Below are 18,234 nucleotides of genomic sequence, written 5' to 3' on the forward strand. Positions count from 1 at the left end.
TTATCTATTTATGAGGCAGTCAAATACTGCTCTGCCTCATCTAAAGTAACGCTGACCAATGTCGATATGCCAGCATTTGGCATGGTAATCCCTTTTAGCTCATCGGCAATTTGCATCGCCAGTTTATTATGGCTAATAAAAATAAACTGCACCTCACCTGCTAGCTCATGAATCAGGTTGGTAAAACGTCCAACATTGGCATCATCTAAGGGGGCATCAACCTCATCAAGCACACAAAATGGCGCTGGGTGCTGTTTAAAAATGGCAAAAATCAGGCTTAATGCGGTCAAGGTTTTCTCGCCTCCTGACAACACCGCCAAGCGGCTATTTTTCTTACCCTTTGGCTGAGCCATTAGCTCAATGCCCGCCCGCCACTGCTCAGCTTTGCTCAAGCTATCATCTTGTTGCAAAGTTAAACTGGTATGACCACCGCCAAACACTTTGGTAAATAACTCTGCCAAATCACGATTGACCGCCTCTAAGGTGTGCATAAATAAGGTTTTAGTTTTGCTATCAATGGTGGCGATGGCATCGGTTAACGTGTCCATACTTTGGCGAATGTCATCAATCTGTTGCTGTAATGGGGCAAGTCTGGCATCAACTTCCTCAAGCTCGGCAACGGCGGTTAAATTCACTGCCCCAATTTTATCAAGCTGTTGTTTTAGCTGACTTTCTTTCTGGTGTAGTTGCTCTAAGTTATTCCTATTAGAGGCATGGCGTTTTGCCCACTGCTCACCGCCATGAGCAATCATCTCTGCTAAAATGGTGGAGGGACTAATGCCACTATCTAAGGCTTGCAAGCGTTCACTTGCCTCGGTGATACGTTCATTGGCAACGGCAAGCTGACTACGACACTCACTAAATGCCTGCTGAATCTGGGTTAATTTATTTTGCCACTCATCAAGCAAAGCTTGGTGCTGTGCCTGCTCATTTTTTAACCCATTAACGCTCGCAAGATGTTCTTCAAAGGCGATTTGCTGTTCATGATGGGCTTGATTAGCCGTTTTTACTGCCTTTTCTAGTTTGGGCAATTTTTGTTGTTTGCTTTGATAATAAGCTTGAGTTTTTTGCTCACTGCTCTGTAAACGCTCAGCTTCCACTTGTAGCTTTTCAAGCTGTTGCTGTTGGTGTTGTATCGCCAATTTACTTTGTTGTATTTCAAGCTGTAAGGCTTGCAGGGCATTGGCGTTTTCTTGCTGTTGACGTTGGGCAGTCGCTCTTTGCTCTGCCAGTTGCTCATTGCGTTGTTGACAGTCGCTCAGTTTGGGTTGTAACTCTGCTAAGTCTTGGGTGACATTTGTTAGTTTGTCAGTTAGCTTGTTTTGCTCAGTGGTTAATTCTTGTTTTTCTTGTTCAAGTTGCTCACGCTCTTGTTGCAAACGAGCTTGCTCACTTTGTTGCCGTTCAAATTTATTTTGTAGCTCACGCAGTTGCCCTTGTGTTTGGTGCTGTGTTTGGGTTAATGCAGTGGCTTGGGCGGTTAACTCTTCTAGGTTAACGCTAAGATGGTCATGCTCAGTGGAGAGTTGTTTGCTAAGTTGATTGCTATCATCTAGTTGGCTTTCTAATTGCTCAAGTTCCTCTTCAAGCTGTGCTAACTGTGCTTGTTGCTGTTCTTTTTCTAGGCGTTGGCTTAAAAAGTGGGCTTGATTGGCATTATTTTGATAATTCTTATCTGCCAATTTGCTGATATGCACTGCCCCAACTTGGCTAATCAGCCACCCTGTTTTGGTTAAAACAATCGCCCCCAAAGATAGATTTTTTAATAATACACTCAAAGTATGCGTGGTCGGTTTAGCATTATTATCATCACCAATATATAAATAGCACTGTTGCCACACTGCCAGTTGTGGTTTGGCAATCAGTTCAGAGAGTGGCACGATGGATAAGGCGTGTTGCTTATCAGCAGTTAACAAGTTGTTATTACTTTCAGACTGAGTAAACCAGATACTATTAATGGGCTGATTAATGGATTGAGCTTTGTTATCAGCTTGTTGATTGGATTGCTTAGATTGCTTAGATTGCTTAGATTTATCCGTTTTTTTACCTGATTTTTTATCCGCCTTTGTATCAGTACCCTTGTCTGTTTGGCTGTGTATTTGTTGGCTAAGTTGTGCTAATACCGCAAAATTTATTTTATCTTTTACTACCGTCCCATTTAATTCATCATTAAAAAAATCAGCAAACACCCGACTGTCTAACCACATTGCAAGCCACATATCCAGAGTATTGGCAAATGCTTTACCTTGTTGGCTTAATGCAATTTGCTCACTGAGTTTTGGTAGCTTATATAACTCAGATAGCTCAGATAGCCAGTTGTTTGTAGGTTGGTTAGATTGATTGGCTATATTTTGTTTATGGCTGTTTTGTGTTGCTTGGGTTTGCTGTGGTGTTTGAGGCTTTGGGGGGTAAACAATACGGTGCAGGGCATCATACTGACCTGATAAACTGGCATGACGTTTCTCTAGTCCGTTATGGCTGTTTTGCTGGTTTAATAATTGCTGTTTAATCTCATAAAACTTAGGTTGTAGTAGCTCTCTTTCATCAGCAATATTGTCTTGCTGACGGTTTAGGCTGGCAATCTGTACGTTAAGTTGCTCAATCTGCTCAGCAAAAGGCAGGTTGGGATTGTCATCACTGACTTCACTCGTTTGCTGATTGGCTTGTTGATAAGCCTGCCACTGCTGTTGCCAGAGTTGCTGTTTTTGTTGCCATCTATTCAGCTGATTGTTGATTTGCTCTTGCGCTTGCTTGGCTAGGGCATGCTGTTGCTCAAGTTGTCGCTCGCTATCTTGCAATACTCCTAGCTGTTGTTGCACTTGTTGCCATTGTTTGTCTAGCTTGGCAAGTGATTGGCTGTTTTGTTCAGGGTTTTGGTCGTTTAGCTGTTGTTGTAGGGTGTCAAATTGTGGTTGCAACTTATCAAGGTGGGCTTGCTGTTGTTGCAAACTGTCGGTTAGCTCAGCTTGCTCTTTGACGTTTTGCTGTTGCTTAGTAAGCAGATTTTGCAAACGCCGTTCGTCCTGCTCTAGCTCATTTTGTAGGCTTTGTAGTTGGTGTTGTTGCTGTTGTAGGGCAAGCTGGTGCTGGTGCTGTCGCTCGTTGGCATTGTCTTTAAGCCATTCTGATTCAGCAAGTCGTTCGTTTATTTTTGCCAGTTTGGTTTTTTGACTGCTGATTTGTTGTTGCTCAGTATTGATTTGCTGTTGTAAGCTATCAAATTGGGCTTTGTGCTGTTGTTGTTGTAGTTTGGCATTGACCAGTTGAGTGATGGCAAGCTGTTTTTGTACTTCTTCTAATTCAGTTTGAATAGTTTGGTAACGCTTGGCATTTTCGGCTTGTTTGGCAAGCGTTTTTTGTCGTTTTGTAAGCTCACTGCTGACATCATTAAGACGGGCTAGGTTTTCTGCGGTTTTTTCCAGCTTTTTTTGCGTTTCTTCTCGGCGGGCTTGATAGCGTGACACCCCTGCTGCCTCTTCGATAAACTCACGCAACTGCATGGGGCTTGAGTCAACAATCCGCCCAATCATACCCTGCTCAATCACTGCATAGCTACGTGAACCAAGCCCTGTTCCCAAAAATACATCAATCACATCACGGCGACGACAGCGTGTGCCATTGATAAAGTAGTCGGATTTGCCCTCTTTATTAACCTGACGACGCACTGACAGTTCGTGATATAGGTTTAGCTCATGGCGTATGCCAGTGTGTTCATCTTGGGTATGCTCAAAGGTCAGCTCAACACTGGCAAGGCTTTTGCCCGCTTTATCCTGCGTACCTGCAAAGATAACATCACTCATCGCCCCACCCCGCAACTGCTTGGCAGAGGTTTCACCCAATACCCAACGAATGGCATCAATGACATTAGATTTGCCACAACCATTAGGACCTACAATGGCAGTAATGCCATGCTTAAAGGTAAAGGTGGTCGGATTGGCAAAAGATTTAAAGCCTGCCAGTTTGAGGGATTTTAGACGCATGAGTTAAATATATGAAGAACTAAGAGAAAAATAGAAGGGTATTTTAACCGAAAACAGCAATAAGGTTTAAATTTTATCGACATTCATTTGGCTGTATATCAATATCATAAAAATGCTCACCATTTGGACGTTGAAACCTTAATGTGACTGCTGGATTTTCTTGTTTAATCACTTGTAATAAAGATTCATAACAAAATAATGACTGGGCATTTTGAATACTGACCATCACTTCTTGAGCTAAAGTAATATCAATAATTACCTTATTATTCATCTGCTCAATGCCCGTTATACGCATATTAGAATCTAAACTAAAAGTAGTCGGAATATGTTGGCGTACTTGGGAAACCGCTTTTTGTAGGTTGGCAGTATCTGTTGTGGTATTGGCTGCTGAAGTTGTGGGGTTATCGCTTTTAGCCGTTTTTTCATTATCAGCAGTGCTGTTCTTATCTTGAGTATTGCTATCTTGAGTACTGCTATCTTGTTGAGCAACCATTTGGCTACTATTGGTTGGCTCAATGTTATATGTTGTATCATCAGCACTGTCAGCAACAAACAACCGCCAAACCGCATATAATATGCCAATGATTATTCCCCATTGCACAATGGTGGACAACCATGAAGTATTATTAACCGTTTCTACGCTATTAATCGTGCCATCATCTGAGATGATATATTGCTCATCAGTGTGCTGATTAAGATAATCAAGCATCCACGCTTCAGCATTACGCAATCGCTCTTCAGGGATACTCACAGGCAAAATCTGTGCATCAATAAGCTGTTGTAAACGTCTTTGTGCAACAGGGTGACCTTTGTCACTTGCCTGCACCAACTGATTGCGTACTATTTCTAACACGGCTGGGCGATGTTGTAGATAGGCGTGCTGTTGCTCATCAAACATTGTCATATCGCTATTGCTATAATGTTTTACATTCAACCACAAATAACTCGTTTCACTAGAAACACGATTCTGCCAAATATCACTCGCTACCGCTGGACAAATCAATAAAATTTCTGCTACCCAACGATTCGCTCGCCAATCACCCATATTTAAAGCAGAATTTAGCCAAAATCCTGCTTCTTCAATAAATTGCGATACAAATTTGCCCACCAAATACAGATAGCTCAAATACAGCATGGCAGTAGTACTACTACGTAATGGCTGTTGCGTCTGCTTATCATTTGCCTTGAAGTCATTGGGTTGGCGTTTATACGCCATCAGTCCCTTATTGGCTTGCAGCGTCAAATACCGAATTAACTTTATGGTTTGTGATGGTCTGATTTGAGGTTGCTGTAAAATTTTGGCAACTTTGGGCAACGCAGATTGCTGTAAGGATTGATTGTATTGCTCATTGCTCAGCTCTGCCAATAACTCACTAAAATCTGCCAAACGTAAAGTCGCATATTTTTGCACCTGTTTATTATAATGCGTGCCATGCCCACTTTGTAGCTGAGCCATACAGTTTTGAATGTCAGCTTCATCAGGACGTTCTTCATAAAAACGCCGATAATTAGATTGACTTCTCGCAGCACAGCGTTTGATAAACCATTGATTATCTTCATTAACTGGTTGACTATAAATAACCTGCTGGGCTGATTTACCCAAATCGGGTAACTCTTCAGCTTGCGGATATAAAAGCTCAGTATACCCGTGCCAAAAATCTGCATCTTGCTCTAATAAGCTAATAAAGGCATTTGTTGTCTCTTGAGTACCTTGAGAATTGGTAGAGATGTCAGTCTGCCTATTAATGGCTAACCACTGCTGATAAAACTCAGTATGTTGCCAATAACGGGCAGGTAATACAGTCACTGCTGAACTATTGTTAGTAATTAAAATAGGAAACAAATTATGGGATAATATACCGTTGGGCAGATGTGGTCGCCAAATAAAGATACTCGCCACACATAATGGCATGTGGGTCATACCACTGGGAACACGACCAAATAACCTTGTATATTCTTTAGTAATATGCTCAGCATATTCGGCTTTGTCAGATTCTACAGGCTGACTGCCTTTGAGAGTAAATAAACGCTTTGCCACCTTGCGTAAAGTTTGTACATCGGTGCGTCCACTGGGGTCAAACACCACTTCAGCAGGGTAAGACTGATACTCTCCTACTTCAAATAGCCCATTATTGGCTTGTACCAACGCTGCCCATACTACCCGCCCCTGTTGGTATAAACTCCCCAAAGATTGCATTTGTTTATAAAGTGGGTCGCTTAATATCCATTGATAAGGCAGTATTTGTAGATAGGCAAGATGATGAGCAGGGGTCTGCATTAAAGCTTGTTTGCCCAAAAATGCCAATCTTTGTGGGGGTGGCTCAGGCAGTGATTCAGATGGATTTATATCATCAGGAATAAAATAGGCAATACTGGCAAAAAGCGTTGTTTTTGGTGCATCACTAAATAAGCATTCATAAATAGCCACTAATGGCAAAAAATCGCATGTCTTTTTATTAAAGTTATCATAGGTGATAAAACGACAAATAAAAGCATGGCTAAACTGGGGAGCATAAGTTGACTCAAAGGTAGGACTTTCAGCTATATCAATAGTCGTATCATACCAAATGGGTGCTTGCTGACGTGCCCGCCCTACCACTTCGCCACAATAAAATGCCAGCAATCGCAAAAAATTATAATACTTGGGTTGTTGAATAAATGTCTCAATATTTACAAATATCTGTGTCCGCAAGCTATCTAGCAACACATCAAGCCGTTTGAGACTATTTAAACTATAATCTAAACGACATTGCTGTAATTGGCTAGTAAAAGCAAACTCATCATCTTCTACATTATTTGTAAAAAAAGAGTGCAAGCATTTTAAGGCTTGCACCGTTGCTAAGGTGGGCTGTTTGTGTGCTAAAAAATCAATGGTTGCCATAATTAGCTCATTAAAGTTTATGTACCAGTAATATCAATAAAAACCGATTCCATTAGCATGTCCATGATTTAAACCATGACATCTTCATATAAAAAATTTTAAATATTTCTCGGGTCTGTTGAACATTTATCTTCATAGGAAAAATTGAGATACTGATTTTAACAAATAGTGTCTTAGTCAAGGCAATGAATGCAGGTAGCTTTTGTTAATAACAGCAGGATATTAACAAGTTACCAGTTCATTAACGCTTTATCATACAAATTTAGCCAATTTTTACATGAAAGTAAAAAGTAGTTATATCCTTTGTGGATATTAGCCTGACGGGGTGAAAGTTCAACAGACTCTACTTAATTTTAGTGCACTATTAAATTAGGTTTGCGCTATATGTCATTATCTTTAGCAGCCACCATAAATACAAAAATCCCTCACTGATAAAATGAGGGGTTTTTATAATATCATTAATATTTTATTGGATCGACTATATATTAAACACTAAATTCTTATAAATATTATTACTGCACCGTATCCAACATGTGATTCTGCTTATCTAAATCTGCTGTTAAATCTTTACCAAACCATTTTTGTGTTAGCTTTGTATAGGTACCATCAGCTTTTACTGTCTGCAATCCTAAATTAATTTTTTTAATTAGCTCAGGATTACTTTTTTGGGCAATCATAACTTTTCTTGCACCATTATCATCAAGCTTGCCATAATCATAGTATTTAACATCACCCAAATCCAAATTATTTAAAGTATAGCGAATAACACCAGAATCACCTGCGATGGCATCAACTTTTCCTTGGGCCATAGATTGTACCGCTAAATAAATGGTAGGATACTGTTCAATTGCTATCAAACCAGGATTGTCTGCACTAAAATGACGATAAGGTGCGGAACTATCCAAGACACCTAATTTTAATCCTTGCAAGTCTTCTACATCTTTAATGGTAATATTATTATCTATATAAGCAATGGTATTTGGCAGTGGTGCATAAGGTTCTGATAGTATATATTTTGCATTACGCTCATCACTGTATACTGTACCACCAATAATTAAATTACGATTACCACTATCTAACTTATCGAAGGTTTCTTCCCATGGATCACCCAAAATTTCAACTTTAAAACCTTCTCTTTCACCAATGGCTCGAATCAACTCAGCATCAAAACCAGTCACCTGTCCATTGTCATCCTTTAACCCATAAGGAGGATAATTAGCATCGGCACTAATAATGATAGTAGGGGCATCATCAGGTAAATTACTTATAGGTATCTGAGTATCACTTTGAGTTTCTGGCTCAGCAACGACTTCAGCTGTGGTCTCTGTTTCTACTTTAGCTATTTGATTTACTTCACTTTTTTTATTACAGCCAAATAAACTCAAACCCAAAACAACAGGCAATATGATGGATAATACAGGTTTCATAGTTTTTCCCTAAAATCTATATGATGATATCTTTTTATGATTTTTCTTTTTTTACTTTCCAATTTTGCTGATATTACAATTGCAAATCTTGAGAATCCTTTTTGCAATAGCAAACCAAAACTTATAAAAAATTAGTCGCAAAATATATCTTTATTAATGAATTATTTAATTAATATCATGTATGTCATTATCTTGTAATATAAAATACACTTTACACACAATAAAATGTAAACAAATAAATTGCAAGTAAAATTTACCCTATTACTAGCATGGATATAGAATAATATTATTTATTATAATAAAATCAATTAGATATATTTTTATTGTTAATTTTTATCACATACAAAATAAAATGATGGATTTTTTGACTGCCACTATTTTTGTAGAAAAATTCATTGAAATAATGATTGATAAACACAGATAAATACAAATAGAAACAACAGAAAAGAAGTGGCGTCTTCTGCCTAATTTTAATGAGCTATCAAGCTAGGATTGAGCCCGTATAAACTGAAACAAGGACAGCCACAGCAAAAATAATATCTTTTAAACACTGAATTTGCTGCTCTTTTTTATTAATAGGAATATCCAAAATCACCTTTTGTTTGCAAGTATCAACAAAGCCAATACAGCCTCTTTTTTGCCAATTTTCAAATCTTTTTTCTGCCTCAGCTTCACTTAAAAATTGATAAAAACTTGGCTCAAAACCTGTACCTTGTTGCGTAATTTGTTTGTCGTGCCATGTAAAGCTAAATTGACCATCAATATAGTAATAATATTTTGCTGATGACCAACCGACTTTTCTGCTTAATATGTCATAACAATGGCAAGTTACGCCCACTTTAGGACGATACGGATAACGGTATAACACCCATAAGCCCCATAAAGCAGAAACCATAAAATAAACACCAATCATTATGCCAATTAGGTTGAACGATTCTATATTCAAATTATTTAGCATTGTATCCTCACCCACCTTTATCTTTAGCAGCCACCATAAACAAAAAAATCCCTCACTGATAAAATGAGGGATTTTTATAATGTCATAAACCATAATACTAGATTGACTAAAGCATACTAAAGATTAGAAGCTTATTATTGTGCAGTTTTTAGTATTTGCTCTTGCTTATCTAGCTCTGGCGTCAAATCGTAACCAAACCATTTTTCTGTTAATTTTGCATAAGTACCATCTTCTTTGATTGCAGCCAATCCTTCATTTATTTGTACTAATAACTCAGGATTATCTTTTTTGATGATCATTACTTTTCTTGCGCCACTTTCTTCTAACCCTTCATAATTAAAGTATTTAGGCTTACTATCACCCAAATCCATATTATTTAAAGTATAGCGAATCACACCTGAATCACCTGCGACAGCATCAACTTTACCTTGAAGCATTGCTTGTATTGTCAGATAAATAGTTGGATATTGTTCAATGGCTGCTAGACCAGGATTGTTAGCACTAAAAAAGCGATAAGGTGATGAGCTTTCTAACACACCTAATTTTAAGCCTTTCAGATCTTCGACATTATTAATCTTAAGATTATCATTTAAATAAGCAATAGTATTTGGTAGAGGCACATAAGGGGAAGATAATAAATATTTAGACTCACGTTCTGCACTATGAGTTATACCTGCTACTATTAAATCACGATTTCCATTTTCAAGATTCGTAAACACTTCTTCCCATGGACTATCTAAAATTTCAACTTTAAACCCTTCTTTTTCACCAATGGCATGAATTAAGTCAATATCAAAACCAATAGGATTACCTTTATCATCTTTTAATTCATAAGGAGGATAGTTTGCATCTGTGCCAACAATTAGGGTTGGAGCATCATCGGGTAAGCTGCTAACTGTCGCTTCATTATCAGATGGTGTTGATGTCTCAGTAGCCACTTCTGTTGTGGTTTCTGTTTGTGCTTCAGGTGTTTGATTGACATCATTTTTTTGATTACAACCTACTAGGCTTAAACCAAAAAAAATAGGTAATATAAAAGACAAAATAGGTTTCATAGTTATTTTCCAAAATTCCAGATTATGATGTTTTTGTACAATTCCTTTTTTCAAACTCTAACTTCACTAAGTTTTGATTTCCAAAATTATGACTTTGCATTTATATCCATTAAAAATCAATAACTTATTAAACTCTCAAACACAAAATATACTTATCCAAATAAATATATTCTATTATTTATAAAGTATGAATGTATAAATTCCTAGAAAATATTAAATCTTAGCTATTGAAATTGCAAGTTATATTTAACACTATATTATAATTATTAGAGTAAATTATTCATTGCTTCACTAGCGTTATCTGCTCAATCAAATTTTATTAGGATAACCAACCTACTTTATTAATATTACCATCATAAAAGCCATCAGTATCCTCAATAGGACTTACGCAATTTTATAGATTGTCAGCGACTGGGAATTATTTACTCGCTGACTATAATCGTTTTTTGACTATAAAATTCCCATACCAGCCAGTCCCGACCACAATAACTGTCCGCCAGCAAAGGTTAGTAATACACCAAACGCTTTTTTTAATGTTGCCGCTGGTAGTTGATGTGCCCATTTTGCACCAAGTTTGGCGGTGATAAAACTGGCAATAGAGATACAAATAAAACCTGTAATATTAACAAAACCAATTGTGCCAGCAGGTAGATTTGCCACATCTTGCCCAAACCACGCAAAGCCCAACGCTCCTGCCACCGCAATCGGTAAGCCACATGCCGCTGATGTACCAACAGATTGACGCATGGGCAGTCCGGACCAATTCAAAAAGGGGACGGTTAAGCTCCCCCCACCAATACCAAATATTGCTGAGGCAAGCCCGATACCTGTGCCTGCACCAAACTGTACTGGTGGTTTGGGCAGTGGTTTTCCCACTTGCTCCTTATTAGACAAAAACAGCATTTTAAAGGCTACCAACAATGCTGCCGCACCAATCATTGCTTGCAGCATCTGCCCATTGATTTGATCTGCAATGGCTGCTCCTGACACACTACCAATCACTAACCCACCCGCCATATACTTCCATACATCCCAGCGCACACTACCACGCTTATTGTGTGCCATCAGTGAGCTAATCGAGGTCACAATGATGGTTGCTAATGATGTCCCCACTGCCAAGTGAGCCACCACCTCTGGTGAATAGCCATAAGCAGTAAATATCCATACCAACGCAGGCACAATAATCATGCCTCCGCCAATCCCAAATAGCCCAGCACATACTCCTGCAAACATGCCTGCCAATACAAACCATAGCAACATTGTCATGACTTATCCTTAATCGCTCTCATCGCTTTAATTGCTCTAATAAAAACAAACTAAAACTGATACCTATTAAAAAAAATAAAACCGCCAATCGAGCGGCTTTAGGTTGCATAAATACAGCAGATATAGCCTAAAAACTTATTCATCTGCCATACGATAATACCATTCTACCTGCCTATCAAAGCCTATCTTTAATAAACTGGCGATGATTTTACCTGTCAGCCCCCACACTGTCTCGTTATCAATAATCCAACTTGGTGTTGCCACCATAGACGATTGTTCATTTTGCTTATAGGTAAAAACATAATCTACCGTAGGCTGAGTCATCAGCGTCTCAAAATCCGCCCAAAATATACGCTCAATTTCGCCAAGCTCAGGCACATAGGTCACATTAGGGGAAACCAAAGCGACAATCGGACGCACGCTTAAGCCTGCCTTGGAGGTTTGTATGGGCAGTTGCCCAACGATTTGTACTTGGCTTGGTGGCAGCGCAGTCTCTTCACACGCTTCTCGTAGTGCGGTCACGATGTTATTACCATCACTCGGCTCATATTTGCCACCTGCAAACGACACTTGCCCTGCATGTGATTTTAGATGCCCTGCCCGCCTTGTGAGTAATAACTTCGGCTTTGACTCATGAGTGATGGCAACCAACACGGACGCATCAGCAATGGGGGTATTTTTTAAAGCAGATAAAATACGACTGGCTGTTTGAATATCATGATTTTGGGCTGTATCACTTTTTATAGACACATCATCAATATTGCCAATCAGCTCATTTTGTAATTGCTGTGCCAATTGACGCAAACTTGCTGGTTGAATGTGTGCTGGCAACACCACCGCCAACTCATCAAAACGCAGTGAATGAGGGGCAGAACGCAACGTATTTTCTAGATGAATATAAAGATTATCTTTTGATTTTGACATGAGTAATTACAACAATATGAGTCAGTTTGACAGGCTAAATAAGTATTTTATCAACCGCTAGCCTACCGTAAAATGTAACCACTTGCACCTTTTTTATGCTGACTTTTGATACGGTTTTGATAAAGAAACACAGGCTAAATTTTACTGATGCAATAGTTATTGCTGAATGATTCTTTGCTGACTTGATAGCAAATAGGCAAGCTATCATAAATGATAAAGCGTTCCGCTCACCACAACTACCATGCTATTATTGGCATTCAAATATAACAATATCAATCAAAGATATAGATAAGTAATAAGGGCATAACAATGGCGTACTGTCTACAATGCGGACACAAAGCAGAATATAAAATCCCAGAAGATGACCACAATACCCGCTTGGTTTGCCCCGATTGTGGCTATATTTATTATGAAAACCCCAAAGTTATCTGTGGTGCATTGGTGATATATGAGCACAAAGTATTGCTATGCCGCCGCGCCATTGAGCCGCGTTATGGCTACTGGACACTGCCTGCTGGCTTTATGGAAATTGGCGAAACCATCGCTGAGGGGGCAGCGCGTGAAACTGTTGAAGAAGCCGACGCCATCGCCATCAATCCCCATTTATACTGCATCTATGACATTCCTGATATTGGGCAGATTTATGTTTTATACCTCACCGATTTACAAGATGGCAAGTTTGGTACAGGTATTGAAAGCCTAGAATGTGCGTTATTTAGCGAAGAGGATATCCCATGGGACGAGATTGCATTTGAAGCGGTAAAACGCACCCTAACCCATTATTTTGCTGACCGCCAACACTGGCAAGCTCACAATGACTTCCCATTGCATCAAGAAACCATTGCCAAAGATAAAAGCATCAAGCGTTATTAGGGTCAAGTAATTCTAATCCAAAGTAATTTTTGTGCCACTTTTGGTAAAGTTCATCACAAACTGACTTTTAAAATTACGCACATTGTTTTCATAGGTCAAAGTATCACGGGTGAAACGGTGGTAATCGCTCATATTTTTGGCATTGACCACCAATAAAAAATCAAAATCACCCGATACTTCATAACAGCTCATCACCTGTGGTTGGTCATGCATCAACCTTTCAAAGCGATGTTGCATCGAAGTATTGGAACGCTCCATTTCTATCATCACAAAAGCGGTCAGCCCATAGCCTACTTTGGTGGGGTCAACAATGGCAACCTGCTTGCTAATCACGCCTGTTTCTATTAAATGTTGCACGCGTCGCTGCGCCGTGGCAACCGAAACATGCACCTTTTCAGCAATCACTTTGAGAGGCAATGTCACATCATCTTGCAATAAATTTAAAATGGCTTTGTCTGTATCGTCTAATTGATGCGTCATACTTATGGTTTCTCCGTTTATATTATTTATTGTCTTACTATTATCGTTGGTTATAAATCACTGTTGCCATACGATTTTGATATAAATTATCAATAATTTTTAATATATTGTAATTTATATCAAAAAAAACGTTTTTATGATAATTAAATTCTTATATCACTGTTATTAGATAAAAAATATCATCACTATCCATTAAACTGGTCATCATTAATTCAAAATTCAACAACTATGAATAAGAAAAAACTATGACCACTTTAGTCCGTGACCGTACTCAACTAACATTACCTGCATGGCTTAGTAAATATGACAGCAGCCAACAAACCTTGATTATGGGGGTTGGCTTAGCCGTGTTATCCAATGTGTTATTTGGTGTGTTATATACTTATAGCAGTTGGCTTGCGCCTTTATCAGGTACACAAGTATTTTTATGGCGCATCATCGCCATGTGGGTGGCGATTGTCAGCTTTATGAGTTTTTCAGGCGGCATAAAAAAGAGTCTGCATACGTTGCAATCACTCAAAACTGCCAAGCAATGGGCATGGTTGCTGATACCTACGCCCATCTTTGCCAGCCAATTTTGGCTGTTTATGTGGGCACCGATTAACGGACAAGGCGTACAAACTGCCATGGGTTACTTTTTATTCCCACTCATGATGGTCATCTTTGGCTGTGTGTTTTTTGGTGAAAAACTATCCAAGCTACAATGGGTCGCCGTTGCCTTAGCTGCGCTTGGAGTGACTAGCGAGCTGTTTCGTACTCAAAGTCTATCATGGGCGACATTATGGGTGTGCACAACCTACCCCATCTACTACATCATGCGCCGTAAGCAAGGCATCTCAGCATTGACAGGGTTATTGGTTGACCTGACTATTTTACTACCCTTTGCAGTCGGCTACTTGGTATTATATGCCCCCACAGCAGTGACCACCGTTGCAGGCTCAGCGACTTTGATGCTGTTATTGGTCGGGCTTGGGGTGATTAGTGTGCTGGCGATGCAGACCAATGTCAGTGCCAGCCAAAAACTGCCCGTCAATGTCTTTGGTATGCTCAGCTACTTAGAGCCTGCGCTATTATTTATGCTTGCCATTACTGTACTTGGCAATCCATTTGAACAAGGTATGTTATTAAGTTATGGCTTGATTTGGTCAGGTATTGCTTGCTTAATTTGGCATGGCATCAGCAGCTTTCGTAACAATCATAAAAAGCTACAGAACAAAAGCGATGCTAATACCACCGCGACGTTAGCAAAAGCAGCATAAACATATTAGCTAAATTATCGAAAAACTACCTTGTGCAAATAGCCGATTAAAAACCATCACCTAAAGTGGTTGTCAATATAAAAAGGCGTGTTGTTATCTTACAACACGCCTTTTTTATGCCACCAAACTTATTTAATATAGGACTTACGCAAAAACACGACATTAATCCAAATGCTGTTTAAAGCCACGCTGTTTGTCACGCTCCCAATCACGGTCTTTTAAGGTTTTGCGTTTATCATGCAACTTTTTACCCTCAGCCAAAGCAATCTGGCATTTCACCATCGACTTTTTCCAATAGCAAGATAAAGGCACGCAAGCAAAGCCTTTTTGATTGACTGCCCCAAAGAGCTTATCAATCTCACGACGGTTTAACAGCAGTTTACGGGTGCGGATATTGTCTGGATTGACATGGGTAGAGCTTGATAACAACGGCTGAATATGTGCGCCAAATAAAAACGCCTCACCATTACGAAAGACGACATAGGCTTCGGTAATACTCATTTTACCTGCACGAATGGCTTTCACTTCCCAGCCCTCAAGCACTAATCCTGCCTCAAAGGTCTCTTGAATAAAGTATTCATGTCGTGCCTTTTTATTAGCACAAATCTGATTGTCAGGTTTTTTTGCTTTTTTTGCCATAATATGGTGTCTCCTAGTCCTCAATGTTTTGAGTCGAACTAACTATTATAAGCAAATAGCTACAAATTAACTATAGGACTTATGCAAAACAACCGTGCTGACTTTTATCTTTATAGTTTAGGACTTACACAGTTTCATAGATTATTAGCGTCTGGTAATTATTTACTCGCTGGCTGTACGTAGTTGCAGAGGCTTCGTAAATAATTCCCAGCCGCTTGATTAAGACAAATATCGTACTTTTGCGTCAGTCCTATAGTTAAAGACATATATGACCCCTCCCATACCCTCCCCTTGAACTAAGGAGGAAGTAAGGAAATTTCTTAAAAGCCAGTTCCTCCTTGTTGTTAATAGGGAGGAAGGGGGTTGAGATTGATGTATAAAAAAAGACAGCATAAGCCGTCTTTTTTTATTAAATTGCTGCTATTCATTTTGGATAATTGCTTATCAAACAGGCTTAAGGCAACAAACCTGCTTGGATAAGATTGGTCATCACCCCAGTACTGCGAGTATTGGTATTATGCCAATATATCCGAGTCGCTCCCTTCTCATCTTTCTTACTATAAAGCACATAAGGGGTATTAGCAACCCACTGCAAACCGCCAACTGCCTCACCCTTATCTATGAGTAAGCTGTGCGATAACTTGCCAGTTTTTAGATCATAAATCAAGATAGCAGAATACGCATACGAGTCACCTTTAGCATCTACGCCCCTACCAAATACACCCTTAGATAAAATGGCAATTTTTTGGCTGTCTGCTGACCATGCGATACTCTGTGCCTCATAGTCTAAATTATTCTCTAAAACGACTCTTTTTAACTGTTTACCATTTTTATCTGTGATAAATAGAGTTTCTCCATCATTATCGTATTTTAAATAGGCGATTTTGCCATCATTGGCTATTTTTGCAACAGAGCCATCAATTCCTTCTTTAATAGTGGCAGTTAAGTCATGATTATAAATATCAATACGTGAGATAACTGTTCCATCAACCAATTGATCAAACGCACCACCTTTATTAAACACAAAATAGGAAACCACGCTACGATCTTGGGTAGCATTACTATCAAAATTTGACAGCTCATAGTTAATACTATATTTATTTAAACTACTACCAGCTTGATAGTAGCCAGGTATTCCTGTATAGCTTTTTTTCAAAATACCCGCATTCATACCCTGTTTAGGGAAGTAAAACAACCGTCTGCTAATTGCCGTTATTTCATTATTTTTAGCAATACTGGGGGTTAGATAGCCATCAATTCCCATAAAACCATCAGCATACTCATATACCTTTTGATCATCATCAAAGGTTGCATTTGTCAGTCGTAGTTTATGGTCTTTTAGTGCCTGCCCGCCTGCACTGACTGTTGATATCTGAGCACCACCTTTAGCATCAAAGTTTTTAAAGGTAATGCGTTGATTATTGTTGCGCAAGTCACTTGGCATGGCTATCATGTTATTGACACTGATATCACCGTTATAAATGTTCAGCTCATCAATATAGTAGGTATGATTTCCTGCATCATGATCAGATTGGTAGATATAAAAATAAACATTATCCAGACTACCCAATTCCTTTTGCAACTCATCATGATCAAACACATACTTAACCTGCGTCCAATCCTTATAGTCTGCGGTCAGAAATTTATAAGCTGTTTCAGGGTATGCACCATTGCCATTGGCAAAGCCAATTTGAGTGGTTTCAAACGCACCTTCATTGCCTGTACTTTTGACAAAGAAGCTGACCGTATAGCTCTTAGCATTTTTATTAAGTTTAACTGGACGCTGAATTTTACTGTCATAAGAACTTTCTGAGCAGGATTTTGAATGACTAATAGCAAGTGCCTGTTTACCTTTGTACTTGCTAGACTGGGTAAACTTAATATCACCACATGACTCCCAGCCCACCTTTTGCTCAAAATCACCATTAGTAATTAAATTTTGTGGTGTGGTCGTTGCGACAACCAGTTTGGCGTCATAAACGGCTTGCTTTGGTTTGGGGTCGTTTGGCTTAGGATCATTTGGCTTAGTATCATTTGGCTTAGTATCATTTGGCTTAGTATCATTTGGCTTAGTATCATTTGGCTTAGTATCATTTGGCTTAGGATCATTTGGCTTAGGATCATTTGGCTTAGGATCATTTGGTTTAGGATCGTTTGGTTTAGGATCGTTTGGCTTAGGATCATTTGGCTTAGGATCATTTGGCTTAGGATTGTTTGGTTTAGGGTCGTTTGGTTTGGGATTGCTCGGTTTTGGATCTATGGTACTGCTACTGCCACCAGAATCGCTACCATTGCTACCACCACAAGCAGTCAATATGGCAATGCTAAACGCAATGACACTCATTTTTAAGGGGTTTACAGGTAGACGATTGCTTAAATACGTATGCTGACGATAAGACTGTTTAATTTTCATTTAGGTCACCATTTTTATGTCTTCCACTGAGTAAATTTATTACTTTTCCCTTTATATTCAGGTACTTAATAAACAATAG

General features: G+C 39.0%; 12 protein-coding genes. 2 read left to right on the forward strand and 10 right to left on the reverse strand.

Annotated features, from left to right (window positions below; translation table 11 throughout):
* Window positions 1-8: 8 nt before the first annotated feature.
* From FHK89_RS05970 to FHK89_RS06000, 7 genes are all read right to left on the reverse strand, one after another.
* Window positions 9-3,980, reverse strand: coding sequence for an AAA family ATPase (locus FHK89_RS05970; RefSeq protein WP_230657936.1), 3,972 nt, complete (start codon window positions 3,978-3,980; stop codon window positions 9-11).
* A 73-nt stretch (window positions 3,981-4,053) separates the two neighbouring features.
* A complete protein-coding gene (locus FHK89_RS05975) occupies window positions 4,054-6,861 on the reverse strand; it encodes a hypothetical protein (RefSeq protein WP_230657939.1) in 2,808 nt (935 codons plus the stop codon).
* 512 nt (window positions 6,862-7,373) lie between these two features.
* Complete coding sequence (locus FHK89_RS05980) at window positions 7,374-8,288, reverse strand: substrate-binding periplasmic protein (RefSeq protein WP_230657942.1); 915 nt, start codon at window positions 8,286-8,288, stop codon at window positions 7,374-7,376.
* A 481-nt stretch (window positions 8,289-8,769) separates the two neighbouring features.
* Complete coding sequence (locus FHK89_RS05985) at window positions 8,770-9,183, reverse strand: hypothetical protein (protein ID WP_230657944.1); 414 nt, start codon at window positions 9,181-9,183, stop codon at window positions 8,770-8,772.
* Window positions 9,184-9,380: 197 nt separating this feature from the next.
* On the reverse strand, window positions 9,381-10,355 hold the full coding sequence (locus tag FHK89_RS05990; protein ID WP_230657946.1) for a substrate-binding periplasmic protein: 975 nt from the start codon (window positions 10,353-10,355) through the stop codon (window positions 9,381-9,383).
* Window positions 10,356-10,751: 396 nt separating this feature from the next.
* Window positions 10,752-11,567 (reverse strand): sulfite exporter TauE/SafE family protein, encoded by an 816-nt coding sequence (locus FHK89_RS05995; protein ID WP_230657948.1) that lies wholly within the window; start codon window positions 11,565-11,567, stop codon window positions 10,752-10,754.
* Window positions 11,568-11,702: 135 nt separating this feature from the next.
* Window positions 11,703-12,491 (reverse strand): NUDIX hydrolase, encoded by a 789-nt coding sequence (locus FHK89_RS06000; RefSeq protein ID WP_230657949.1) that lies wholly within the window; start codon window positions 12,489-12,491, stop codon window positions 11,703-11,705.
* Between the two features lie 309 nt (window positions 12,492-12,800).
* Between FHK89_RS06000 and FHK89_RS06005 the strand changes: the two genes are divergently transcribed.
* On the forward strand, window positions 12,801-13,364 hold the full coding sequence (locus FHK89_RS06005; RefSeq protein WP_230657951.1) for an NUDIX hydrolase: 564 nt from the start codon (window positions 12,801-12,803) through the stop codon (window positions 13,362-13,364).
* Window positions 13,365-13,376: 12 nt separating this feature from the next.
* On the opposite strand, the gene FHK89_RS06010 is transcribed toward FHK89_RS06005, so the two are convergent.
* Window positions 13,377-13,844, reverse strand: a complete 468-nt coding sequence (locus tag FHK89_RS06010; protein ID WP_230657953.1) for an Lrp/AsnC family transcriptional regulator — start codon at window positions 13,842-13,844, stop codon at window positions 13,377-13,379.
* A 245-nt stretch (window positions 13,845-14,089) separates the two neighbouring features.
* On the opposite strand from FHK89_RS06010, the gene rarD reads away from it, so the two are divergent.
* Entirely contained in the window at window positions 14,090-15,103 is a 1,014-nt protein-coding gene (gene rarD / locus FHK89_RS06015; RefSeq protein WP_230657954.1) for an EamA family transporter RarD, read from the forward strand.
* Between the two features lie 162 nt (window positions 15,104-15,265).
* Here the strand turns inward: rarD and smpB are convergent, their stop codons facing one another.
* Together smpB and FHK89_RS06025 are read right to left on the reverse strand one after the other, a co-directional pair.
* Complete coding sequence (gene smpB, locus FHK89_RS06020; RefSeq protein ID WP_230657956.1) at window positions 15,266-15,742, reverse strand: SsrA-binding protein SmpB; 477 nt, start codon at window positions 15,740-15,742, stop codon at window positions 15,266-15,268.
* Between the two features lie 454 nt (window positions 15,743-16,196).
* A complete protein-coding gene (locus FHK89_RS06025) occupies window positions 16,197-18,155 on the reverse strand; it encodes a carbohydrate binding domain-containing protein (RefSeq protein WP_230657958.1) in 1,959 nt (652 codons plus the stop codon).
* Window positions 18,156-18,234: the final 79 nt, after the last annotated feature.

It is taken from the genome of Psychrobacter sp. I-STPA10, assembly GCF_021012795.1.
GTDB lineage: Bacteria > Pseudomonadota > Gammaproteobacteria > Pseudomonadales > Moraxellaceae > Psychrobacter.

Bases quoted from the DNA above. Each gene is read 5' to 3' on its own strand.
- FHK89_RS05970 (WP_230657936.1), bottom strand. From the start codon at position 3,980: ATGCGTCTAAAATCCCTCAAACTGGCAGGCTTTAAATCTTTTGCCAAT.
- FHK89_RS05975 (WP_230657939.1), bottom strand. From the start codon at position 6,861: ATGGCAACCATTGATTTTTTAGCACACAAACAGCCCACCTTAGCAACG.
- FHK89_RS05980 (WP_230657942.1), bottom strand. From the start codon at position 8,288: ATGAAACCTGTATTATCCATCATATTGCCTGTTGTTTTGGGTTTGAGT.
- FHK89_RS05985 (WP_230657944.1), bottom strand. From the start codon at position 9,183: ATGGTTTCTGCTTTATGGGGCTTATGGGTGTTATACCGTTATCCGTAT.
- FHK89_RS05995 (WP_230657948.1), bottom strand. From the start codon at position 11,567: ATGACAATGTTGCTATGGTTTGTATTGGCAGGCATGTTTGCAGGAGTA.
- FHK89_RS06000 (WP_230657949.1), bottom strand. From the start codon at position 12,491: ATGTCAAAATCAAAAGATAATCTTTATATTCATCTAGAAAATACGTTG.
- FHK89_RS06005 (WP_230657951.1), top strand. From the start codon at position 12,801: ATGGCGTACTGTCTACAATGCGGACACAAAGCAGAATATAAAATCCCA.
- FHK89_RS06010 (WP_230657953.1), bottom strand. From the start codon at position 13,844: ATGACGCATCAATTAGACGATACAGACAAAGCCATTTTAAATTTATTG.
- rarD (WP_230657954.1), top strand. From the start codon at position 14,090: ATGACCACTTTAGTCCGTGACCGTACTCAACTAACATTACCTGCATGG.
- smpB (WP_230657956.1), bottom strand. From the start codon at position 15,742: ATGGCAAAAAAAGCAAAAAAACCTGACAATCAGATTTGTGCTAATAAA.
- FHK89_RS06025 (WP_230657958.1), bottom strand. From the start codon at position 18,155: ATGAAAATTAAACAGTCTTATCGTCAGCATACGTATTTAAGCAATCGT.